This window comes from Acinetobacter sp. N1-1, from assembly GCF_056711485.1.
Map to the genome: position 1 here is coordinate 590,609 of NZ_JBWXUO010000012.1, position 22,879 is coordinate 613,487.

Consider the following 22,879-nt stretch of genomic DNA (forward strand, 5'->3'; position numbering starts at 1 on the left):
CGTGCTTTTTTTTATTTATTTTTTTCTAATATACTTTTAATCATTTGAAAGTGGATTAGAATATATTAAATATCAACTTAATGATTGGCACTTTATTGACAAAACGTTTGGGGATTTCTCTGTGCCTTTGTGCATGGAGTCTACAGCTTAATTTTTTTTTACAGCCTGTTTTGCAATCTGCAAATCACTTACAGCGTTTACTTTGTGAAGAGCTAAGAGTTGATTTTTCTCCTAAAGAAACAGCTCATCAACCGCAGATAAGTCGAGTACATACTTATCATCAACAGCATACACTACATGAGGTATGTATATTTTACTTACTTTATGGTCATGCTTTACTTTGGTTTCCTTACAGTAATATGGAACATCTAAAGTGGCTGAGCTTATTTTTTATCTTCTGTATTTTTCGATTAACTAATCTTTCCATCTGGATACGAAAATATTATTTACCTTTGAGTCAAGCACCACCCGCACCTATTATCTATTTATAAAATAAATACTTAAATAAATTGATAGGATATTGAGATGACAACAAATGTAAAAAACTCTAGTAATAAAAGTTGGTTAGGTGTGGTTGTTGCAATTATATGCGGTGTATTATTTCTCGCATTTTTGTTTTTATCAGTCCAGCATGATACAACAAATGTAAATGAATATGCGAAAACTTGGTCGGGTGATAGTCAGTCGGCGAGTGAGCCAATGAATATGGATCATATGTCGATGCAACATGAGCATAACATGTCAGATATGAAACATGAAAAGCAATAATTTAATCTGATATTGAACAAAACAGGCGATTGAATCGCCTGTTTTTATGCAAGTCACTTTTCATTTGTGATATGGCATGTTGTTTATAAATGTATGGAGATAAAACTCTTCAGGTTTCCAGTTATATCTAGTTTTAGCTCAATAAATATGACTTAGCTTAGTTACTTTAACTTTTTATATATTTTTATATAAGGTATTAGTTGTTATTTTGTTGTATATTTTTTTAAATTAATTTTCATATATAAAAATATTATTTATTAATAAGAGTATATATCTAAAAATATTTTTTAGGTTTTTAAAATTTAATTTGTTGTTAAATTATTTTATATTTTTTGATTGGTATATTTTTTGCTTTATTTACAAATAAATAACGATAATTTTAATCGTTATTTCTGATATTTTAATTGATTGTTAATAATTGATTTTTGTATTGGTAGGTATATGATAATAAAACACGTTAAATAATGGATTTAGTATTTAACGTGTTTTATTTATAGAGAACCAAAAAGTTCTGAATAGAAATGAGATAATGAAATCACAATAAATATAGTATTTACCCAATATTGCTTTTATATGTGATGGAGTACTCGAAACAGCGAAAAGGTCAAGGAACAAATGTCAAACCTTTCTTATGTAAATGAAAATACAGATGCTTGGCAAACTTATTTAGCGCAAATTGATCGTGTTGCGCCATATTTAGGTGATCTAAAAAAATATATAGATACATTGAAAAGACCGAAACGCGCATTAATTGTTGATGTACCGATTGTTATGGATGACGGATCGATTCAACACTTTGAAGGTTATCGTGTACAACACAATTTGTCACGTGGTCCAGGTAAAGGTGGTATTCGTTATCATCCAAATGTAGATTTAAATGAAGTGATGGCTTTATCTGCATGGATGACAATTAAAACAGCAGTATTAAACTTACCTTTCGGTGGCGCAAAAGGTGGTGTTCGTGTTGATCCACGTAAACTTTCTACACGTGAATTAGAGCGATTAACTCGCCGTTTTACGACAGAAATTAGTCCTGTAATTGGTCCTCAACAAGATATTCCTGCACCAGATGTAGGTACTAATCCAAATATTATGGGTTGGATGATGGATACATACTCTACTCAGCATGGACATACTGTAACTGGTGTTGTAACAGGAAAGCCTGTACATCTTGGTGGCTCTTTAGGGCGTGTACGTGCAACAGGTCGTGGCGTATTTGTAACTGGTTTGCAGGCTGCGAAAAAAATTGGTCTATCTATTGAAAATAGTAAGGTTGCTGTACAAGGGTTTGGTAATGTAGGTAACGAAGCTGCTTACCTATTTAATCAAGCAGGTGCAAAAGTCGTTGCTGTTCAAGATCATACAGGTACCATTTTTAATGCTGATGGTTTAGATGTAAAAGCATTGCAGAATTATGTAGAAAAGCATCATGGTGTTGCAGGTTTTGAAAATAGTCAAAAAATAGAAAATGAAGCATTTTGGGATGTGGAAATGGATATTTTTATTCCTGCGGCATTAGAAGGACAAATTACTGTAGAGCGGGCAGAGCGCTTATCTGCAAAAATGGTTTTAGAAGGGGCGAATGGTCCGACTTATCCATCTGCTGATGATGTTTTGCTTCGCCGTGGTGTAACTGTTGTACCTGATGTTATTTGTAATGCAGGTGGGGTGACAGTGAGCTACTTCGAGTGGGTGCAGGATATGGCGAGCTACTTTTGGAGCGAAGAAGAAATCAATGAACGTTTAGATAAGTTGATGATTCAAGCGATCGAAGATGTGTGGAAAACTTCAGAAGAAAAATCGTGCAGTTTACGTACAGCAGCTTATATTTTAGCATGTGAACGTATTTTAAAAGCAAGAAAAGAGCGTGGTATATTCCCAGGCTAATTCGACTTTAATAAAGAATGTAATAAATGCTTGGGTAAATCCCAAGCATTTTTGTTTATTGAGAGTCAAAAATAAAATAATTTGGTTTCAGTGGTTTTATTTATGATAAAACTAATAGGGAAATTTCCTTTTATAACAGAGGCATAAAAATGCAAACGCAAGATCAAATAACTCGTCAAAATTTTGATGATTGGATGGTTCCCGTATTTTCTCCTGCTGAGTTTATTTTAGTCCGAGGAGAGGGTTCCCGTGTTTGGGACCAACAAGAAAAAGAGTACATTGATTTTGCTGGTGGTATTGCTGTAAATAGTCTAGGACATGCACATCCTGTGGCGATCAATGCTTTAACTGAGCAGGCTAAAAAGCTATGGCATGTCAGTAATGTCTATACCAATGAGCCTGTATTACGTTTAGCTAAAAATCTTGTTGAAAATACATTTGCAGATAAAGTCTTCTTTTGTAACTCAGGTGCTGAAGCCAATGAAGCAGCCCTAAAGCTTGCGAGAAAATTTGGCTTAAAGACAGGTGGCGAGCAGAAAAACCATATTGTTTCCTTTAAAAATTCATTTCATGGAAGAACGCTGTTTACAGTAACCGCAGGTGGGCAACCAAAGTATTCTCAAGATTTTGCACCATTGCCAAAAGGTATAGAGCATGTGGAATATAATGATTTGGAAGCTGCAAAGGCTGCTATCACAGAGAAAACATGTGCTGTAATTGTTGAGCCGATACAAGGTGAGGGTGGTGTTGTACCCGCAAATCTTGAGTTTTTACAAGGTTTACGAGAATACTGTACAGAAAAACAGGTTGTACTTATTTTTGATGAAGTACAAACGGGTGTAGGGCGTACAGGTAGCTTATATGCATATATGAATACTGGCGTAGTACCTGATATTTTAACAACTGCAAAAGCATTAGGTGGAGGATTTCCAATAGGTGCAATGCTGACGACTGATCATTTTGCAAATATGTATGCGGTAGGCGACCACGGGACAACTTATGGTGGTAATCCATTGGCAAGTGCTGTGGCAAATGCAGTCTTTGAGTTTGTAAATACTGAAGAAGTTTTACAAGGAGTTCAAGAGAACCATAAGTGGTTTGTTGAGGGACTAAAAAAAATAAATGAAACGGCACAAATTTTTGATGAAGTTCGAGGTCAGGGTTTACTTCTTGGTGCTGTATTGAAGCCTGAATTTGCAGGAAAAGCAGGTGAGTTAATGAAGCTTGCAAGTGATTATGGTGTATTGGTACTTGTTGCAGGGCCAAATGTTGTTCGTTTTGCACCATCTTTAGTGATTTCTGAAGAAGAAATTAATGAAGGTTTAGATCGATTGTCCAAAGCAGTTCATCATTTTATTAAAGCTTAACCCATTAGAAAGTATTATCTTTAAATGCTAAAGAGCATAGTTTCTTTGGCATTTAAACAAATATAAAAGGAACAAAAATGAAAACAATAGGATTGTTGGGTGGTATGAGTTGGGAGTCAACAGACTTATATTATCAGCAAATTAATCAAGAAGTACAAAAGTCACTTGGTGGGCTCAATTCAGCCAAGATTATTTTAAATAGTGTAAATTTTGCAGAAATTGAAGAGTTGCAAAAAGTTGGGAATTGGGAGGAGGCGGGTAATCTATTAAAGAAAGAAGCTTTAAAGTTAGAACTTGCAGGTGTTGATGGTATCGCTTTATGTACCAATACAATGCATATTTGTGCACCAAAAATTATAAGTGATCTTTCTATCCCTTTCTTGCATATTGCAGATGCAACTGCGCAAATGATTTTAGAACAAGATATTCAGCATATTGCATTGCTAGGTACTCGTTTTACAATGGAACAACCTTTCTATAAAGAGCATTTAAAAAATTGTGGCATTCGCGTAGCAACACCAAGTAGTGAAGATCGAAAAATAATTCATGACATTATTTATAATGAATTGTGTCATGGAAAAATTATAGAAGCATCACGTTTAAAGTTTCTTGAGATTATTCAAAAGCTAAAAGATGATGGTGCTAAAGGTATTGTATTAGGTTGTACAGAAATAGGTATGTTACTGCCTGAACAGGAAATTTTAGCAACCCCTTTATTTGATACAACAAAAGCGCATGTGAAGAAAATTGTCGATTTCTTACTTGATTTAAGATGATGTATCTAAACGATAGTATTGATACCTTACACCACTATCATGATAAACCTCATATGTGGGTTGCTTATAGTCTGAAACCCATTCTGTGCCTGTATAGCCTGCAATATGTCCATAACTATGGCGTTTTGTCCTTTTAATAATATAAATGTCACCTTCAAGCGGCTGGTCAAAAGCAGGCTGTATCTTTTTATATCCAAGGCTTTCTAAAGTGTGTCCCCAGTCAGATGCCGCAATAGGGTGCTTTAGTATTTTTGCTCCTGCCGTTTCTAAGGCAATACGAATGCTTTTTGCACACTGAAATTGGCTTACAGTTGCAGAGATACTCTCTAATGCTTGTGTGAATTTATCTATATTAATATGAGATAATAGTGGTTGATACTTTGTAGTCGCCGTTTCAGAAAAATTATCTGAGAAATAAAATGTTTGGCTAAATTGATGTTTATTTTGTACTTGCTTTTTTTGGGAGATAATTTGAGAAATACTTTGAGTATTAATAAATAAATTATGTGTAATTGGTGCATTGATATCATTCATATCAAAAATATATTCACTATGAATCATATGATTTCCTAAAAGTCATTTGAGGTATTATTGTTTGATGACAGTGTCAATAAATGGCATATGATAATAATAAAAAATTAAAAAATACTGAATATTTTTGTTATAAAAAAATGAGTTGAATAAAGGTAAAAAGACTCTGTTTATAAATTGTTCGAAAAAAATAAATTACGTTCCAATACTTGGATTATACGAAAAATCGACTATGATAAGACGAATAAAATTTATTACAGTTGCTAGCAAGTGATAAAAGTGAATTACTCTAAAATATTTTTAATAGGTTTTTTCTGCACAACAATTACAGGATGTACGGTTGTTTCAGGTTTGCAAACATATAATGTACCTGCCCAAGGTATGTATAAAACAGATTTAGGCACGACTGTAGATGTTATTCCTTTAACGCAAGATACGATTCCTGCGACAAGACCAGCAGAAATTAATAATAAGACTGAGTATCTTTCACTCTTTGGTACATCACAACAAGTTTATAAAATGGCTTCAGGTGATGTTCTATCTATTCAATTATGGAATTATCCTGAAATAGCACCATCATCTGCAACTATTAGTAATGATCAAACCGTACAAGCTTATGGTTATCCGATTGATCAAGATGGCTATATTCAATTACCTCTTGTTGGTCAATATAAAGCAGAAGGAAAAACACTTTCTCAAATTAATAAAGATATTAAACACTTACTGAGCCGATACCTTAAGAGTCCAGATGTTTTGGTAAGAGTTGTTTCATATCAAGGCAAACGTTACTCTGTGCAAGGTAATGTAACAAAAGGCGGTCAATATTATTTAACTGATCAACCTGTAAGTTTATATGCAGCCTTAGGAATGGCTGGTGGTGTAACAAGTACGGGGGATAGTACTTCTGTTTCACTTGTACGTAATGGACAAACTTATAACCTGAATACTGTTGCTTTAGAAAAGGCTGGATTTTCATTAAATAAACTTTTCATTCAACCGAATGATACGATTTATGTGAATTCACGTGCAAATAATAAAATTTATTTAATGGGTGAAACAGGAAAAAATCAAGCATTAGAAATGCGTGATCAGGGAATGACGCTTGCTGATGTATTGGGTGAAGGTCTAGGTTTAGATCCAAGTTCAGCAAATTCTAGCAAAGTTTATGTGGTGCGAACGGGTACAAAAGATCATGCCACAGCAATTTATCATTTAAATCTTTCTAATATTGGTGATTTAGGATTAGCAAGCCAGTTTACAATGCAACGCAATGATATTGTGTATATTGATGCAACAGGCTTAACACGTTGGCAGCGTGTGGTTAATCAGATTATACCGTTCTCAAGTACGTTATATACTCTTCAGCAGTTAGGTAAAAACTAGGTAATTAATATGCAAATAAAGAATGTCTTAGTTGTTTGTGTAGGAAATATTTGCCGAAGCCCAATGGCTGAATATTTTTTAAAAAAGCAAAATCCTCATTTAAATGTATCATCTGCTGGTATCTCAGCATTGGTTGGCTATCCGGCAGATGATAAAGCACAACAGACAGCAAAACGTTTTGACGTTGACCTTAGCCCTCATACAGCAAGGCAGTTGAATGCGAGTTTAGTGGCAGAGGCAGATATTATTTTGGTAATGAGCTCTCGTCAGCAAAAGCATATTGAACAAACATGGCCTGTTGCAAAAGGTAAAACATTTAGATTGGGTCATTGGCAAAATGCCAATGTGTCTGATCCTTTTCGTAAAGACCAAAAAATATTTGATGAAGCAGCAAACTTAATTGCTTCTTGTGTAAATGATTGGAATAAAAATTTAACTAATTGATGCGGATGCTATGAGCTACTCAATACAAAAGCCAACCGAAGATACAATAGATTTAAAAGAGCTCTTTTTTTCCCTAATTGCACATTGGAAACTGATTAGTATTTGTATTTTACTCAGCGTTCTTTGTGCTTTACTGTATTTACGTGTAACACCTAGCACATATGCTGTTGATGCGATGGTTCAAGTCGATGATAAAAATGGTGGATCATCGGCACTACTTGGTAAAGAGCTTTCAGGAATTATGGGGGCTAATGGTTTGGGGGGTACCCAAGCAGCAGATGGTGAAGTTGAAATTTTAAAATCTCGGTTGGTGTTAGGTACAACAATTAAACAACTGAATTTAGATATTAATGTTATACCGACTGATGATTCTTTTTTCAAAAAAGTATTCTCACCACTTGATTTTACAGAGAACTATTCCACACAAGCAGTTAAGATACAAGACGGTACACAGCAGTTTGCTATTCGTAAGTTCGATGTACCCGATTCATTCTTAGATAAAAAATTAATCCTTAGCTTTAATTCGGCTGGCTACGTCCTATCTGACTCGAAAACCAATGAAGTTATTTTTAAAGGGCAATTAAATAAAGTTTCAAGTGAAAAAAATACTTTTGGTGAGCAATGGAATATTGAAATTGATGGTGATGCTCAGAAATTAGGTAAACAAACGTATTTTGTAAGCAAAAATGCAATTACAACAGCGATGGCTAATTTTTTAGGAAACTATTCTGCTGCTGAAAAAGGTAAACAAACTAATATTATTGGTTTAACCTACCAAGGAAGCAATAAAGCTTTAATCGTTGATGTATTGAACCAAGTGTTGGTAAATTATAAACAGCAAAATATAGAAAGTAATACGGCACAAAAAGAGCAAACATTAGTTTTTTTAAATAAGCAATTGCCTGAGCTGAAATTAGATTTAGATAATGCGGAAAAAGTTTGGAATAGATTTCGTGAAAAGAATAATACAGTTGATGTAAATCAAGAAGCACAATTGTATTTAAAGCAAAGTGTCGATTTAGAAACACAACGAATTGTATTGCAAGAAAAGCAAGCAGAACTGGCAGCAAAATACACAGCACAGCATCCAGTACTGCAAGAGGTAAATGCACAACTTGCAGCAATTACACAAAAGATTAATGAACTTGATGGAACATTAAAGAAACTTCCAGAAGTACAGCGTCAGTACTTACAACTATATCGTGAAGTACAAGTTAAAAATGAGCTTTATACAAATTTATTAAATACTTACCAAACTCTTAGCGTAGCAAAAGCAGGTGAAATTGGGAATGTACGTATTATTGATACTGCTGTAGAGCCAATTAAACCAATTAAACCACGCTCTTTAATAACAGTAGTCTTGGCTTTTATTGTAGGTTTGTTTTTTGGTGTTTTAGTTTCTTTGGCTAAAAACTTAATGCGTTCAGGGATAAAAGATACAGCAGAAATTGAAAATGAATTTGATATTCCTGTATATGCGACGGTACCAAAATCTCCGAAGCAGGAAGTTAAAAATAGATTACTCAAGAAACGAAATAGTGTGCCTGTACTTGCATTGAAAGAAAGTGACGACGTTGCAATTGAAAGTTTAAGAAGTTTAAGAACAGCAATTCACTTTTCACTTGCAAAAACGGCCAATAAAGTGCTGACGATTTCTGGGGCATCTCCTGCGGTGGGTAAGTCATTTATCTCTGCAAATTTAGCTGTTATTTTGGCGCAAAGTGGAAGTCGAATATTACTTATAGATGCAGATATGCGTCGAGGTTATTTACATAAGTATTTTAGTCAAAGTGATAATGATAAAGGCTTATCTGATGTATTAAGTGGACAGACTTCTCTTAATGAAGCTATTAAGTCTACAGAACAAGATAACCTATCATTTATTAGCCGAGGTAAGAATCCAAGTAATCCTTCTGAGCTGCTCAATACAGGTGTTTTTGAAAGTATAATTCAGAACTTGAAAGAACAGTATGATCATATAATTATTGATACACCACCTGTACTTGCAGTTACGGATGCAACTATTATTTCACAATTTAGTGATGTGAATTTATTGGTGGTAAGATTTGCTAAAACAGGCAAAAAAGAGCTTGAACTTACATTAAATCGTTTCTTAAATGCAGATCGCCAAATACATGGTGTGGTCCTTAATAGCGTAGAGCGCGCAGCTGGTTATGGCTATAACTATAGCTATGATTATAAATCTAAAGAATAAAAAGGATATTTGCTATGAGATTACATCATAAAATGATTTTAATATCTGCAGTAGGTCTTTCATCATCAACAATTTATGCGCAAGCATTTTTAATGAATGATAATGACTTACGGTCAGACTTAAATTGGCTGAATCAGCAGGGTGTAGTCCAAGTGAGTACATCTACATGGCCTCTAAGTACAGATGAGGTCATACGAGCAATAAAAAATGCTAATGTGGTAAATCAGACACAGCAAAAAGTAGTTGATGCGGTACAGCAAAAAATTACTGAAGGTCATACTTCTATCTCTGCAGAGGCAAGTACATCTACGGCACAAAATAAGTTACCAAGTAGCTTTGGTGACAATAATACTGCTCAATCTAAAGCAGGATTAACATTACAAAAAAGTGATGAAAATTGGGATGCTCACCTGCAGTTAAATTTAGAGGTAAACCAGATAATACGCACTAATAGTCCATTTAATGTAAATGGCTCATATATTGCTGGGAAAGCATGGAATCAATGGGTTAGCTTTGGTGATACGCCTGTTTGGTGGGGGCCTGGTCATGATGGTAGTTTGATTCGTGGAGATGCAACGAGACCAGTACCAGGATTTACAATGCAAAGAGCGGAACAAAAGGCATTTGAAAATAAATGGCTATCATGGATTGGTCCATGGCAATATCAGCTATTTGCAGGAGAGTTTCAGCATTACACCTCTATTCCTGGTACTAAATTATTAGGTATGCGTGTTACAGCGCAACCTTTTCAGTCATTAGAGCTTGGTGCATCGCGTGTTTTACAAATTGGTGGAAAAGGACAGCCTGATAGTTTTAAAGCATATTGGAATGCCATGATTGGTAATGACAATAGCTGCCAAGATGCAAATTGTGATGCAAATGCTGAGAATGCATCAAATCAACTTGCAGGATTTGATGCTCGCCTTAATTTGAAACCACTATTAAATATTCCTGTAGGTATTTATGGACAAATGATTGGTGAGGATGAGTCTGGGAAACTACCAGCGAAGAATCTTTACTTAGCAGGGGTTGATTATTCATCAAGTATTTATAATAGACCCTACCAAATTTATGCAGAGTGGGCAGATACTAGAACTGATGGTCATGTTTTAGGGTACACTTATAACCACCATCAATATAAAGCAGGGTACTATCAGTATGGCTATCCAATTGGACATGCTATGGGGGGAGATGGTCAGATGTATTCTGTGGGTGGTAATGTACAAATTAATGCTATCAATCGTATAACTGGTCGTGTGTTATATGCAGAAGTTAATCAATCCAGCTTAGATATTAATAAAGCATTTCCAAAAAATGATCAAGTTAGAGCAATGGAGCTTGGTTGGGAAACTCAGGTTAAGCCAGATATCTATTTGAAAGCTGTAGGTTGGTTGAGTGATTCAAAATATTTCAAAAATGATAGTGGTATTTCCCTTAGTGTTAAGCTTCCTATAAAGTTTTAACTTAAATATAAAGTTGTGGTGTTAAATGAATATTATAGTTACAGGTGGTGCAGGATTTATTGGTTCTGCCGTAGTACGTTATCTCATTAATGAAACAAAAAATAATGTATTGAACGTAGATAAATTAACTTACGCTGGTAATTTAGAGTCATTACAAGAAATTGAAAATAATGAGCGTTATCAGTTTTCACAAACTGATATTTGTGATCGTACTCGTCTAGATCAATTATTTAAAGAATTTAAACCAGATTTAGTGATGCATTTAGCGGCAGAATCTCATGTGGATCGTTCAATAACAGGTTCAAAAGACTTTATAGAAACAAATATTATTGGGACTTATCAGTTATTAGAAGCTGCACGTCATTATTGGAGTCAATTGGAATCTACAAAGAAAAATGCTTTTAGATTTCATCATATTTCTACAGATGAAGTATATGGAGACTTAGAGGGTACAGAAGATTTATTTTTAGAAACAACACCATACTCACCAAGTTCTCCTTATTCTGCAAGTAAAGCAAGCTCAGACCATTTGGTACGAGCTTGGCACAGAACATATGGTTTACCAGTTGTCATTACTAACTGCTCAAACAATTATGGTCCATATCATTTCCCTGAGAAACTCATACCGCTTATTATTTTAAACGCACTTGCTGGTAAGCCTTTACCAATCTATGGCAATGGCGAGCAAATTCGTGATTGGCTTTATGTAGAGGACCATGCACGCGCGCTTTATAAAGTAGTGACTGAAGCAGAAATTGGTGAAACCTATAATATTGGTGGACATAACGAACAAAAGAATATTGATGTTGTAAAGTCAATTTGTCAGTTGCTTGAAGAGCTTGCACCAAATAAACCAGAAGGTGTACATAAGTATTTAGACTTAATTACTTATGTGAAAGATAGACCTGGACATGATTTACGTTATGCAATTGATGCAAGTAAGATTGAAAAAGATTTAGGCTGGACACCTGTGGAAAGCTTTGAAACTGGCTTAAAGAAAACAGTGCAATGGTACTTAAATAATACCGATTGGGTTCAAAGAGTTCAAAGTGGTGAATATCAAAATTGGGTAAAAACTCAATATGATGAATAACTATCTAAATTGAGTCTAATTATGAAAGTTTTACTTCTAGGAAAAAATGGTCAAGTGGGGTGGGAGCTTCAACGCGCTTTACAGCCACTTGGTGAAGTTTATGCATTAGATAGAAATACATGTCCTACTTTGAATTTAAGTGGTGATATTACGAACCATCAAGAGATTAGAAAAATATTTGAGCATTTACAACCAGATGTCGTTGTAAATGCAACTGCATATACGGCAGTAGATAAAGCTGAAACTGAACAGGAAAGTGCAGATTTAATTAATCATCAATCTGTTCAAGTTCTAGCAGATCTCGCATGTCAATATAATGCATTATTAGTACATTATTCTACGGACTATGTCTTTCCAGGCACTGGCAAGCAAGCATGGTTGGAAACTGATGAAACTGCACCAAACAATATTTATGGTGTAACGAAAAGAGCGGGAGAAGTTGCACTTGAAAAATCAAAAGCAAAGTTTCTAAATTTTCGGACCAGTTGGGTGTATGGCACACATGGTCATAACTTTATTAAAACGATGCTTAAACTTGCACAAAGTAAAGATGAGCTAAGTATTATTCATGATCAAATTGGTGCGCCTACAAGTGCGAGTTTAATTGCAGATGTAACCGCACAGGCAATATGTTATTACTTTGCAAATATAGATAAGCAAGACTCATTACATGGGCATTATCATTTAGCGCCTCAAGGAGAAACGTCTTGGTTTGACTACGCAAACTTTATTTTTTCTATAGCAAGAGAGAAAGGGCTTGAACTTAAAGTAAAACAAGTACATGAAGTGACAACAAGTCATTACCCAACGCCTGCACAACGCCCTTTGAACTCAAGGCTAAATACTGAAAAAATTAGAACAAATTTTAAAATTCACTTGCCACATTGGCAGCAAGGCGTAGCGCATGCGCTTGGAGAAATAATATGACGACTCAGCAAAAAAATCGTAAAGGTATTATATTGGCAGGCGGTTCGGGTACAAGACTATATCCAATTACAATGGGTACTTCGAAGCAACTCTTACCTATTTATGATAAGCCAATGATTTATTATCCTTTATCTGTATTAATGCTTGCAGGTATTAAGGAAATACTTATTATTTCAACACCTGAAGATTTACCAAACTTTGAAAAATTACTTGGCACTGGCAAAGAGCTAGGTATAGAACTATCTTACAAAGTACAACCCTCTCCAGACGGTTTAGCTCAAGCCTTTATTTTAGGTGAGGAGTTTATTGGTGAAGATAATGTATGCCTTATTTTAGGCGATAATATTTTCTATGGACAACATTTTAGTGATCAGCTAAAACGTGCTGCACAACAAGAAAAAGGTGCAACAGTTTTTGGTTATTATGTAAATGATCCAGAACGATTTGGCGTTGTTGATTTTGATGATTCGGGTAAAGCCCTTAGTATTGAGGAGAAACCTGCAGAGCCAAAATCTAACTATGCAGTCACAGGATTATATTTCTATGATAATGCTGTAGTAGAAATTGCTAAAAATATAAAGCCATCTCATCGTGGTGAGCTTGAAATTACAGATGTAAATAACGTTTATCTCCAACAGGAAAACTTAAATGTTGAAGTATTAGGGCGTGGTTTTGCATGGCTAGACACAGGAACACATGACTCTTTATTAGAAGCAAGCCAGTTTGTACAAACTATTGAGCATAGACAGGGCTTGAAAGTTGCTAGCCTTGAAGAAATTTCTTTTAATAATGGTTGGATCGATCGTGAACAATTATTAGCACGAGGAGAATTCTTTAAGAAAACAGGTTATGGACAATATTTATTAAAACTTCATCAAGAATCTAAATAAATATAGTGCTTAAGCCAATAAAGAGTATGAATTATGAATATTATTGAAACAAAGATTAAGGATTTACTGATATTCGAGCCCCGTGTTTTTGGTGATGATCGGGGGTGGTTTATGGAAAGTTTTAATCAACAAGCATTTGAAAAAGCCTTAACTGATCGTGGCTTGGACGTTCCACAGTTTGTTCAAGATAATCACTCTTATTCACAAAAAGGTGTGCTTAGAGGTCTACATTATCAACTAAATCCACATGCACAGGGTAAGCTTGTAAGGGTTGTACAGGGTCGTGCTTGGGATGTTGCTGTAGATATTCGTAAAGATTCTGCGACTTTTGGGCAGTGGGTAGGTGTCGAGCTTACAGGTGAAAACCATAAACAATTCTGGATTCCTGCTGGATTTGCACATGGATTTATTGCTTTAGAAGATAATACGCAGTTTTTATATAAAACAACGAATTACTATTCTAAAGAATGTGAGCGTTCAATTGTTTGGAACGATAAAGACATAAATATCGAATGGCCTATTGATGAGAGCATAAAGCCTTTGGTTAGTGAAAAAGATGAAGTTGCAATGAGTTTAAAAGACGCAATTCAGAAAGAAAGTATTTTTTAGCAATTATATAAAATGTCATAACTTAAAAGCAGTATATCTATGAAATAGTGGTTATACTGTTTTTTATTTTATGTGATAATTAAATCATGTAATATTCCAAGACTTTAGCTTTCTTAAGAAAAAGTAAGCGAGTACTATTGTGATTGCTAGTTCAGTTACAACTATAGATATAGCAGCTCCATATATACCATATTTCATCATTAATATAATCGAATAGCTTAAATGAAATAACCCACCAAAAATATAGACTCTACCTAGCACTTTAGCTTCATTAATTGTAATAAGTCCCCATTGTCCAAAGATAATACCTAAGCAAATAATAGTAGGTAAGCTAGAGAGAATCATAAGAATTTTATAGGATTCATAGAACGATTGACCTAAGAGTATTGTAACAATAAGTTTAGAAAAAATGAGTAACCCAATTGATATACATAAACCGAATAATGCAAATCTTAAGCCGTACTTCTTTAGGTTGTAAATATACTCTGACTTAGTTTTAAAGGTAGATAAATGAGGAAAAATAGCTTGTTGAATTGGGGAAAGTAGAGTTTGTGCTGTATACGTAATTTTATCTGCGGAGTTATAGATACCGATCTTATAAATAGGTATAAGAAAGCTCATAATAAATGTATTTAGCGTAGTATATATACTAGAACCAATATAGCTTAGAAATATATGGGATGACTCTTTTATTAAATGAATAGCATCTCGAAGTTTGAATGTTGTGAGTTGAGCTAAATTATATTTCCATGTATAAAATAATGAAATAAAAGCGGATGCTAGAATACCTGAGGATGTAATAAGCATTGTGTAAATGGTATCATCTTTTGATTTTACAATAAGAAAAATTAAACCCAGTATTAAAAACTTACAAATAGTTGTAGGAATTAAAGAGATAGCCATTTTTTGTATACCTTGAAAAAGCCATATAGGGTTTAATGAGGCGCCTACTAAAGATATGTAGCCAATAAATATTAATGTATGTACTGATTCTAACTGCTTGAAAGATAAAACTAAAACTATTGATATTAATACAGTTAAAATTAGTAATAGTATTTTTGCATATAATGTTGCTGTAAATAATCTATTAATTTCTAATTGATTTTTTTCTGCATTAGCAATACTAATTTTTCGGGTGACAGTAAGATTGAATCCAAACTCTATTACAGCGGTTAAGTAAATGATTATAGATTGTGCTAAAGCAATTTCGCCTATACCTGTAGGCCCTAGTATTCTTGAAAGGTAGGGGATAGTTAAAAGTGGAAAGAGATAGTTAGATATCTGAATTATAAGTAAAACAAAAATATTTTTTTTTATAACACTCATGTAGTAACCTAACTGTATATTTTCATTAATTATATTGTACTTTTATTAATATATCATAGATATGATTGATGTCTCTAGGTAATTACAATAGAATTTGATGTATTATTTATGCTGAATAAAATAACTAATGAATTGTATTAACAACTATATACCTGAAGATATACCAACGCTATCACTTTGTACACTTGTGACGAGGCACCATGAGTATCAAGAAATGGTAGAGAGTGCGCTAAATGCAGGATTTAGTAAGTCACAGTTTTATTATATTGATAATACTAATAGTAATGATTTCGATGGGTTTAGTGGTATCAATCATGCAATTAAGGCATGTAAGTCAAAATATTTAATATTTTGCCACCAAGATATTGTATTTAAGTATGATACATATGCTGATTTGTTACAAAAGATTGAAGAGTTAGAGGAAATTGATCCGAATTGGGCGGTTATTGGTAATGCTGGTGTCACTAAATATGGAAAAGTAATCATAAAGATAACAGATCCTCATGGTGAAAACCAAACACAAGGTCCATTTCCCTCAGAGGTTATGAGTGTAGATGAAAATTTTATTATTATAAATACTAAACATAATTTTGGGTGTTCTATAAATCTTGAAGGCTTTCATCTATATGGGCTTGACCTATGTCAGAATGCTAACTATTTAGGTTTAAAAAGCTATGTAGTAGACTTTCATCTATATCATAAGAGTAAAGGAAACATAGATAAAAAATTCTTTGAAAGCAGAGATCGTTATATAGATATTCAAAAAAGACGAAAAAGAACACAGTTTTTTTTCACAACGTGTACTAGATTTGTCGTAACACCATTTAGCTTCATAAATTATATTTTGAAAAATAAAGTATTTTTAAAGCTATCAACAATAGTCTTTAGAAAGTAGTTAATAGTTATTGTATACTTATGAATTTAAAATGTTATATAAGATTATTATGAGTCTATGATTAGATATTTTGATCCACTACTTAACAATAAATCTAGTAGTATAATTTATCTTCTCAATTCTGCTCTCATTTCTAAATATCAAAAATAGTCGATGTAAATTCCAATGATTAAATCTAATAGAGTTGTTTTTTAATGATTTATTATGTCTTATTAGTCTATAGCAGCAGATACTATAAAAATGCTATTCAAGAGCTTCAGTCTTTTTCTAAACGTGTAGGAGATGGTGGGTTTAATGTAATTATTGTTAATAATAATTCCAATATCTATATTGAAAATACAATACAAGGAAATAATTCATCTTATGAATTCTCTGGATGGGACTCGGCAGTTGAGTTCTTAAAAAATAATAGTATAAATGCAGATTACTTAATATTTGCTAATGATACTTTCTGTCACCATAGAAAATGGGGTATTTATCAAAAATTTAAATTTTCTTTTGGATTTAATAAATTTATAAAGAGTAAAAAAAATGGTATTTGTGGTGATCAGAATAGTTTTGATCATAAATTTAAATTTTTAAATGTTGAAATGAATGGATGGATTAGTAGTTACTTATTTATTATGAATAGTGATTATATTTTTAAAGGAGATATGAAATTAGATTTTATTAAAGATAGTATGAGAGACTATGTTATTAATTGTTCTGATGATACAGGAATATGTTTTACAGATAATTTTGATAAGAATCTAGCTACACATATAAATAATTGGTTGTATCCTACTAATAATGATGGTTGGTATAATGCAAATAATGTGAGCTCGGAATATAAGATGGCAAAGTTAAAAAGTATTCTAAATGAGAAAGCATTATCTGCTAATATTTTGAAAAGGGGTGGTTTTTTATATGATGTTAATGATATTAAGTTAATAAATTTAATAAAAAAGGTGTTTAGGTAATGGAAGTTTACTATATATCTGGATGTGTACCATATAATGGGAAATCTGGTGGAAGATTAGCTAGTTATAATCATCTATGTCAGTTATGTAAAGAATATAATAATGTTAAAGCATTTTTTATGGATATGAATGGTGATTATAATGAGCTAGATATTATGAATTATCCACAAAACTTAGATTTTAAAGTGTATAGTAGAAGATTACCTAAAATTAATTTTTTTAGCCTTAAAAATATATTTGTTAGTGTTTTTCAAATATTTTTTTCATTATTGCCGAGAAATATATATATGGGATCTTCTAAAGAAATAGAGGATGCTATTATTAATATTTATAAAAAAAATAAAGATGCTTTATTTGTTTTTGATAATATAGATTCATGTGGTAATATTCCTAAATATATAAAAATAAAATATATTTATATATCTCATAATATTGAAAGTAGACTTGTTTTTGATGCTATAAAATATAGCAATAAATTATTAATCCCTTATCATTTAATTAATGCTTTAAAAATGTATTTTTTTGAAAAAAAAATACTTCGTCACTCTATAGAAAATATTTTTATTTCTGATAAAGATATGTCTGAATTATCAAAGTATGGTAAATCAAAACTTTACCTAGAATATATAAAATTACAAAAAACTAAATGGAATTTAAAAAATACAAATAAGTCTATTCTATTTTTAGGTTCAGCAAACCATTATCCAAATAAAGAAGCTGTATTTTGGATAATAAGGGAGCTGTCGAATTGTTTATATGATGTTGATCCTGAAATTATAATTAATATTTGTGGAATAAATAGTAGTGATCTTAAAACAGATTATAATATACCTAAGAATATTAATTTTTTAGGTAAGGTCAGCAATGAAGAATTAACTAATCAATTTATGGTTAATAGAATATTTTTATCTCCAGTTATTTTGGGGTCTGGAATAAAAATTAAAATATTGGAAGCTGCATCTTATGGTATGCCAATTATATGTACCTCGGAATCTATAGACGGCTTAGAATATTTAAGAGAAAATGTAAAAGTCTCTAGTAGAAAAGATTTTGCTAAAGATATTCAAAATATGATTAATGATACATTGCTACTAGAACGTCAATCTATTGGCATAGTTAATAAAATTGATGAAATTTCAAAAAAATCTAAAAAATATTTTACTTAATCTTATGAGACTAGATATATGAGTATTTTAAATAAGGATATTGGAGGGTTAAATAGACTACTGGTATGTATTTCTTTAATTGCTACTGTGATAAATCCATATGTTGGTGGTATTACATTTTACCTATGGTTTTTTTTAATTCCCTTTGACTTTTTATTTATTAGAAGATTAAGTTATCTATCTAAGAAAGTTATTATTGTATTAATTCTTTGGTTAATCATATGTATAATAAAACTTGATTTTTCTGATGCATTTAAAATATTGGCTTTGTTTATAGGTGTTAGTTATTTGTGTATTATGGATAGAGAGATATATCCTAAACTTAAAATAGCTTTTTACATTTCTTGTGGTTTTTGTTTTACGCAGTTTATATTTTTTTGGTTTAACCCTGCCTTCTCTTCTAGTATAGCTGGCTATAATCTGAGTATGGCTATTTGGGGTACTAAATTAGCAACCCCTGGATTTGTAAACCAATATGAAGTATTGTTTTTACCTCGTATGGGGGGGTTGTCACGTGAGGCAGGTTTTTTTGCTTCTTTGGTGATAGTAATGGCATTAATTATTTACTCTCGTGAAAAGGCTACATTAAAAGAAAATTTTTTACATAGCTCTGCTTATATTTTTAGTTTATCAAAAGTTTCATTTACAAATTTAGTGATATTCTTGATGCTTCCTTTAAGGAGAATTATTGATAGAATACCTGTATTTATTACTATAATAACTCTAAGTATTATTTTTATATTTTTAGCTAGCCGACTAGACGTAAATGAAAATCATTTTGCAATTATTAATCAATCAGTATCCCATAGGTTGTCATCTTCATATTTAATTCCTAAAATGAAAGAATCAGATTTTATTTTAGGTTGTAGTAATATTGAAGATTGTGAGTATATTACAAGCAATAACCTAATTTCAGATTTAGCAGATAGTCAGTTATATCCACTTACAGGACTAAATGGGATATTTATTAATTTTGGTTTAGTCGGATTTATTTTATTAATATTTTCATTTTGGTGGTTGGGATTAAAATCCTTTGATGTAATTATATTGACTATAATTTCTGCTACTGTAGGAGTTTATACAATAGATAATTTTGTAATATTAACCTATTATTTCTTATTTACTTACAAAAAATATCTTGGGGAATAGCATGGTTCCAAAAAAAATACATTATTTCTGGTTTGGTAGAAATCCCAAAAATAGTAAAATTAAATCTTGTTTAGCTACATTTGAAAAGCTAAAAAAGAATGGATATGAAATTATCGAATGGAATGAAGATAACTATGATGTATATAAAAATGAATATGTTCGTCATTGTTATGAAAACAAAAAATGGGCACATTTATCAGATTTTGCAAGATTAGATATTTTATATGAATATGGTGGAATATACTTAGATACAGATATAGAAATAGTTAAACCTTTTGATGATTTGCTGAAATATAGCTTTACTATAGGGTTTATGTTTGATTGTAATTTAGGAACTGCTGTAATTTGTGCAGAAAAAAATAATCATATTATTTATGATTTATTGAACCATTATCTAACAGATACAATAAACTTAAATGCACCTAATAATGATTTAATGACAACCTATTTTATTGATAATGTTAATGGATTTAAATTAAATGGTCAGGAGCAATTATTAGGTAATATTAAAATTTTGCAGAAAGACCAATTTGAACAGCCTTCTTTTTTAAAGAGAAATAACTATACAATTCATCACTTTACGAATACATGGAGAGAGGTTAGGTTTCGTAAAATTAAAGAGATTATTTTTTCTGTAATAGGACTATATTTATATAGAAAACTATTATGTTACAAGGCATTAAAAATATCTCCATTTTATGAAAAGTATAAGTTAGATAGTCAGAAAAATTAGTCGGTGAAAATATGATCTACATTAATGGAAGATTCTTAGAACAACCAATGACAGGTGTTCAGCGCTTTGCCTTTGAGCTTGTGAAAAACCTAAATCAGTTGAGAACTGATATTACTGTATTGGTGCCAAGTAAGGCGCGTATTTTAGATCGTTCTGTTATTGATAAAGTTCATATTTTAGAGGTATCGGGTGGAAGTGGACATTATTGGGAGCAAGTAACTCTACCTAAATATCTGAAATCTCTAGGCTCTCCTTTATTAGTCAATTTATGTAATTCAGCACCAATATTTTATAAAAATAAAATTTCTACGCATCATGACATTACTTATATTCGATTTCCTCAAAGCTACTCATGGAAATTTCGTTTATTTTATAGGAATTTTGCACCATTATTTCTAAAAACTAGTCATGCAGTGATTACGGTTAGTAATTTTTCAAAAAAAGATATTTCTGAGTTTTATAAAATTTCTCCCCAAAAGATTCATGTAATTACAAATGCTGTAAATGAAAGTTTTACACCAAAAGATGATAAAAAAAATAATGTTGAGAAAGATAAATTTGCATTAGCTGTATCATCTCCCAATTACCATAAAAATTTTTATCGGATGATAGAGGCATATAATGATGCAAATATTGATTTTAAAATAAAAATTATAGGTTCAGCTTCAGGCGTTTTTAATGATCGTTCTCCTATGATGAATAAAAATATAAATAAAGATAAGATAGAATTTGTAGGTAGAGTTACTGATGAGGAGTTGATTGATTTATACCAAAATGCCGAGTTTTTTATTTTTCCTTCTCTTTATGAAGGGTTTGGTATTCCGCCTTTAGAAGCTCAGAGCTGTGGCTGTCCAGTTATTTCCTCAAATGCGGCTTCTCTACCTGATGTTCTTGGGGAAAGTACTATTTATTTTGATCCTTTGAATGTTGAGGATATAAGAAATAAAATTGAATCAGTTTCTTCAAATTCTGATATAAGAAATAAGCTTATTACAAAAGGCTTGGTAAATGTAGAACGATTTTCTTGGATTAAATCGGCTACTAAGTTAAATGAATTAATTAACTCTTATGATCATAATACGTTTTAAGTGCAATATTTATAGAGCTGATAATGAAACAAGATTTTAATATAGCTGTTGTATGTGATTGGTTAGTCACGTATGCAGGTGCAGAAAAAGTAATTAGTGAGATGCTTAAGGTTTTTCCAAAATCTGAACTATTCTCTGTTATTGATTTTTTAAGTGATGAATCTCGAACTCACTTTCTTAATAAAAAAGCACATACAACATTTATTCAAAAGTTACCTCAAGCAGAAAAAAGATATCGAAATTATTTACCATTAATGCCTTTAGCAATAGAGCAACTTGATGTATCGGCTTATGATGTAGTTTTATCTAGTAGTCATGCTGTTGCAAAGGGAGTACTTACTGGGCCTGATCAACTTCATATTAGTTATATTCATTCACCCATTCGTTATGCTTGGGACCTACAGCATCAGTATTTAAAAGAATCTGGTTTGGATAAAGGATTAAAAGCATTTATTGTACGTTGGTTGCTCCATAAAATTCGCTTATGGGACTATAGAACTGTTCATGGGGTAGATCATTTTGTTGCAAATTCTAAGTTTATTGCACGTAGAGTAAATAAGGTATATGGGCGTGAAGCCGATGTTATTTATCCTCCTGTAGAAACAGATAGGTTTCAATTGTTTGAACAGAAAGAAGATTTTTACTTCACTGCATCTAGATTAGTACCATACAAAAAAATAGACTTAATTGTTGAAGCATTTAGCCATATGCCAGATAAGAAGCTGGTTGTTATTGGGGATGGCCCAGATATGGAGAAAATTAAATCCAAGGCAAAAGGAAATATAGAAATCTTGGGGTATCAATCTAATGAAGTGATGTTGGATTGTATGCAAAAGGCAAAATGTTTTGTTTTTGCAGCTGAAGAAGATTTTGGAATAACGCCTGTAGAAGCTCAAGCATGTGGTACACCAATTATTGCTTTTGGAAAAGGTGGCACACTAGAAACTGTTAAATCTTTAAAAAGTGAGCAACCAACGGGTCTATTCTTTAAACAACAAACAGTTAAAGATATTATTGATGCTGTGAAAGAGTTTGAAGCTAATCAAAGTATTTTCTTACCTGAAGCATGTAGAAAAAACGCACTGACATTCTCTACCGAGCGTTTTAAATCAGAACTAGAGTTATATGTATCTGATAAGTGGGAGCAGAAGGCACAATCTTTAGAGATTCGATAAATATAACTCAGGCCTACTTCTACTTATAAGATAGG

General features: G+C 32.2%; 22 protein-coding genes. 20 read left to right on the forward strand and 2 right to left on the reverse strand.

Annotation, left to right across the window (positions count from 1 at the left end; genetic code table 11):
• The first annotated feature begins 95 nt into the window (after nt 1-95).
• From AC1MPL_RS02965 to AC1MPL_RS02985, 5 genes are all read left to right on the forward strand, one after another.
• Nucleotides 96-491, forward strand: a complete 396-nt coding sequence (locus AC1MPL_RS02965; RefSeq protein ID WP_479764109.1) for a hypothetical protein — start codon at nt 96-98, stop codon at nt 489-491.
• 34 nt (nt 492-525) lie between these two features.
• Nucleotides 526-768, forward strand: a complete 243-nt coding sequence (locus AC1MPL_RS02970; RefSeq protein WP_479764110.1) for a hypothetical protein — start codon at nt 526-528, stop codon at nt 766-768.
• A gap of 615 nt (nt 769-1,383) precedes the next feature.
• Nucleotides 1,384-2,655, forward strand: coding sequence for a Glu/Leu/Phe/Val family dehydrogenase (locus AC1MPL_RS02975; protein ID WP_479764112.1), 1,272 nt, complete (start codon nt 1,384-1,386; stop codon nt 2,653-2,655).
• A gap of 149 nt (nt 2,656-2,804) precedes the next feature.
• Nucleotides 2,805-4,022 carry a bifunctional succinylornithine transaminase/acetylornithine transaminase gene (locus AC1MPL_RS02980; RefSeq protein ID WP_479764114.1) on the forward strand — a complete coding sequence of 406 codons (1,218 nt, stop codon included), beginning with the start codon at nt 2,805-2,807 and terminating at the stop codon, nt 4,020-4,022.
• Nucleotides 4,023-4,099: 77 nt separating this feature from the next.
• Nucleotides 4,100-4,798: an aspartate/glutamate racemase family protein gene (locus tag AC1MPL_RS02985; protein WP_479764116.1), complete on the forward strand. Its 699-nt coding sequence runs from the start codon at nt 4,100-4,102 to the stop codon at nt 4,796-4,798.
• Here the strand turns inward: AC1MPL_RS02985 and AC1MPL_RS02990 are convergent.
• On the reverse strand, nt 4,790-5,359 hold the full coding sequence (locus AC1MPL_RS02990; RefSeq protein WP_479764118.1) for a CHAP domain-containing protein: 570 nt from the start codon (nt 5,357-5,359) through the stop codon (nt 4,790-4,792). The genes AC1MPL_RS02985 and AC1MPL_RS02990 overlap by 9 nt on opposite strands.
• 249 nt (nt 5,360-5,608) lie before the next feature.
• Between AC1MPL_RS02990 and AC1MPL_RS02995 the strand changes: the two genes are divergently transcribed.
• Genes AC1MPL_RS02995 through rfbC form a run of 8 tightly spaced genes read left to right on the forward strand, consistent with a single transcriptional unit; the run spans nt 5,609 to nt 14,353 of the window.
• Complete coding sequence (locus AC1MPL_RS02995) at nt 5,609-6,712, forward strand: polysaccharide biosynthesis/export family protein (RefSeq protein ID WP_479764120.1); 1,104 nt, start codon at nt 5,609-5,611, stop codon at nt 6,710-6,712.
• Between the two features lie 9 nt (nt 6,713-6,721).
• Nucleotides 6,722-7,156, forward strand: a complete 435-nt coding sequence (locus AC1MPL_RS03000; RefSeq protein ID WP_479764122.1) for a low molecular weight protein-tyrosine-phosphatase — start codon at nt 6,722-6,724, stop codon at nt 7,154-7,156.
• Between the two features lie 10 nt (nt 7,157-7,166).
• Entirely contained in the window at nt 7,167-9,371 is a 2,205-nt protein-coding gene (locus tag AC1MPL_RS03005; RefSeq protein WP_479764123.1) for a polysaccharide biosynthesis tyrosine autokinase, read from the forward strand.
• Nucleotides 9,372-9,385: 14 nt separating this feature from the next.
• Entirely contained in the window at nt 9,386-10,834 is a 1,449-nt protein-coding gene (locus AC1MPL_RS03010) for a capsule assembly Wzi family protein (protein ID WP_479764124.1), read from the forward strand.
• A 25-nt stretch (nt 10,835-10,859) separates the two neighbouring features.
• Nucleotides 10,860-11,927 carry a dTDP-glucose 4,6-dehydratase gene (gene rfbB, locus AC1MPL_RS03015; RefSeq protein WP_479764126.1) on the forward strand — a complete coding sequence of 356 codons (1,068 nt, stop codon included), beginning with the start codon at nt 10,860-10,862 and terminating at the stop codon, nt 11,925-11,927.
• 21 nt (nt 11,928-11,948) lie between these two features.
• Nucleotides 11,949-12,854 carry a dTDP-4-dehydrorhamnose reductase gene (gene rfbD / locus AC1MPL_RS03020; RefSeq protein ID WP_479764128.1) on the forward strand — a complete coding sequence of 302 codons (906 nt, stop codon included), beginning with the start codon at nt 11,949-11,951 and terminating at the stop codon, nt 12,852-12,854.
• Nucleotides 12,851-13,744, forward strand: a complete 894-nt coding sequence (gene rfbA, locus AC1MPL_RS03025; protein ID WP_479764129.1) for a glucose-1-phosphate thymidylyltransferase RfbA — start codon at nt 12,851-12,853, stop codon at nt 13,742-13,744. The genes rfbD and rfbA overlap by 4 nt, the downstream gene beginning before the upstream one ends.
• A gap of 33 nt (nt 13,745-13,777) precedes the next feature.
• Complete coding sequence (rfbC, locus tag AC1MPL_RS03030) at nt 13,778-14,353, forward strand: dTDP-4-dehydrorhamnose 3,5-epimerase (RefSeq protein ID WP_479764130.1); 576 nt, start codon at nt 13,778-13,780, stop codon at nt 14,351-14,353.
• 84 nt (nt 14,354-14,437) lie between these two features.
• Here rfbC and AC1MPL_RS03035 read toward each other — a convergent pair whose 3' ends face one another.
• On the reverse strand, nt 14,438-15,679 hold the full coding sequence (locus AC1MPL_RS03035; RefSeq protein ID WP_479764131.1) for a flippase: 1,242 nt from the start codon (nt 15,677-15,679) through the stop codon (nt 14,438-14,440).
• A gap of 214 nt (nt 15,680-15,893) precedes the next feature.
• On the opposite strand from AC1MPL_RS03035, the gene AC1MPL_RS03040 reads away from it, so the two are divergent.
• From AC1MPL_RS03040 to AC1MPL_RS03070, 7 genes are all read left to right on the forward strand, one after another.
• Nucleotides 15,894-16,574 carry a glycosyltransferase gene (locus tag AC1MPL_RS03040; RefSeq protein WP_479764133.1) on the forward strand — a complete coding sequence of 227 codons (681 nt, stop codon included), beginning with the start codon at nt 15,894-15,896 and terminating at the stop codon, nt 16,572-16,574.
• 194 nt (nt 16,575-16,768) lie between these two features.
• On the forward strand, nt 16,769-17,533 hold the full coding sequence (locus AC1MPL_RS03045; protein WP_479764135.1) for a hypothetical protein: 765 nt from the start codon (nt 16,769-16,771) through the stop codon (nt 17,531-17,533).
• Nucleotides 17,533-18,699: a glycosyltransferase family 4 protein gene (locus AC1MPL_RS03050; protein ID WP_479764137.1), complete on the forward strand. Its 1,167-nt coding sequence runs from the start codon at nt 17,533-17,535 to the stop codon at nt 18,697-18,699. The genes AC1MPL_RS03045 and AC1MPL_RS03050 overlap by 1 nt, the downstream gene beginning before the upstream one ends.
• Before the next feature lie 18 nt (nt 18,700-18,717).
• Complete coding sequence (locus AC1MPL_RS03055) at nt 18,718-19,848, forward strand: hypothetical protein (protein ID WP_479764139.1); 1,131 nt, start codon at nt 18,718-18,720, stop codon at nt 19,846-19,848.
• Between the two features lies 1 nt (nt 19,849).
• A complete protein-coding gene (locus tag AC1MPL_RS03060) occupies nt 19,850-20,581 on the forward strand; it encodes a glycosyltransferase family 32 protein (RefSeq protein WP_479764141.1) in 732 nt (243 codons plus the stop codon).
• 47 nt (nt 20,582-20,628) lie between these two features.
• Nucleotides 20,629-21,669, forward strand: coding sequence for a glycosyltransferase family 4 protein (locus AC1MPL_RS03065; protein WP_479764143.1), 1,041 nt, complete (start codon nt 20,629-20,631; stop codon nt 21,667-21,669).
• A gap of 23 nt (nt 21,670-21,692) precedes the next feature.
• Nucleotides 21,693-22,844: a glycosyltransferase family 4 protein gene (locus tag AC1MPL_RS03070; RefSeq protein WP_479764145.1), complete on the forward strand. Its 1,152-nt coding sequence runs from the start codon at nt 21,693-21,695 to the stop codon at nt 22,842-22,844.
• The last annotated feature ends 35 nt before the right edge of the window (nt 22,845-22,879 follow it).

Coding starts and splice junctions, on each gene's coding strand:
- AC1MPL_RS02970 (WP_479764110.1), top strand. CDS start 526: ATGACAACAAATGTAAAAAACTCTAGTAATAAAAGTTGGTTAGGTGTG.
- AC1MPL_RS02975 (WP_479764112.1), top strand. CDS start 1,384: ATGTCAAACCTTTCTTATGTAAATGAAAATACAGATGCTTGGCAAACT.
- AC1MPL_RS02980 (WP_479764114.1), top strand. CDS start 2,805: ATGCAAACGCAAGATCAAATAACTCGTCAAAATTTTGATGATTGGATG.
- AC1MPL_RS02985 (WP_479764116.1), top strand. CDS start 4,100: ATGAAAACAATAGGATTGTTGGGTGGTATGAGTTGGGAGTCAACAGAC.
- AC1MPL_RS02990 (WP_479764118.1), bottom strand. CDS start 5,359: ATGATTCATAGTGAATATATTTTTGATATGAATGATATCAATGCACCA.
- AC1MPL_RS03000 (WP_479764122.1), top strand. CDS start 6,722: ATGCAAATAAAGAATGTCTTAGTTGTTTGTGTAGGAAATATTTGCCGA.
- AC1MPL_RS03005 (WP_479764123.1), top strand. CDS start 7,167: ATGAGCTACTCAATACAAAAGCCAACCGAAGATACAATAGATTTAAAA.
- AC1MPL_RS03010 (WP_479764124.1), top strand. CDS start 9,386: ATGAGATTACATCATAAAATGATTTTAATATCTGCAGTAGGTCTTTCA.
- rfbB (WP_479764126.1), top strand. CDS start 10,860: ATGAATATTATAGTTACAGGTGGTGCAGGATTTATTGGTTCTGCCGTA.
- rfbD (WP_479764128.1), top strand. CDS start 11,949: ATGAAAGTTTTACTTCTAGGAAAAAATGGTCAAGTGGGGTGGGAGCTT.
- rfbA (WP_479764129.1), top strand. CDS start 12,851: ATGACGACTCAGCAAAAAAATCGTAAAGGTATTATATTGGCAGGCGGT.
- rfbC (WP_479764130.1), top strand. CDS start 13,778: ATGAATATTATTGAAACAAAGATTAAGGATTTACTGATATTCGAGCCC.
- AC1MPL_RS03035 (WP_479764131.1), bottom strand. CDS start 15,679: ATGAGTGTTATAAAAAAAAATATTTTTGTTTTACTTATAATTCAGATA.
- AC1MPL_RS03040 (WP_479764133.1), top strand. CDS start 15,894: ATGGTAGAGAGTGCGCTAAATGCAGGATTTAGTAAGTCACAGTTTTAT.
- AC1MPL_RS03045 (WP_479764135.1), top strand. CDS start 16,769: ATGATTTATTATGTCTTATTAGTCTATAGCAGCAGATACTATAAAAAT.
- AC1MPL_RS03050 (WP_479764137.1), top strand. CDS start 17,533: ATGGAAGTTTACTATATATCTGGATGTGTACCATATAATGGGAAATCT.
- AC1MPL_RS03055 (WP_479764139.1), top strand. CDS start 18,718: ATGAGTATTTTAAATAAGGATATTGGAGGGTTAAATAGACTACTGGTA.
- AC1MPL_RS03060 (WP_479764141.1), top strand. CDS start 19,850: ATGGTTCCAAAAAAAATACATTATTTCTGGTTTGGTAGAAATCCCAAA.
- AC1MPL_RS03065 (WP_479764143.1), top strand. CDS start 20,629: ATGACAGGTGTTCAGCGCTTTGCCTTTGAGCTTGTGAAAAACCTAAAT.
- AC1MPL_RS03070 (WP_479764145.1), top strand. CDS start 21,693: ATGAAACAAGATTTTAATATAGCTGTTGTATGTGATTGGTTAGTCACG.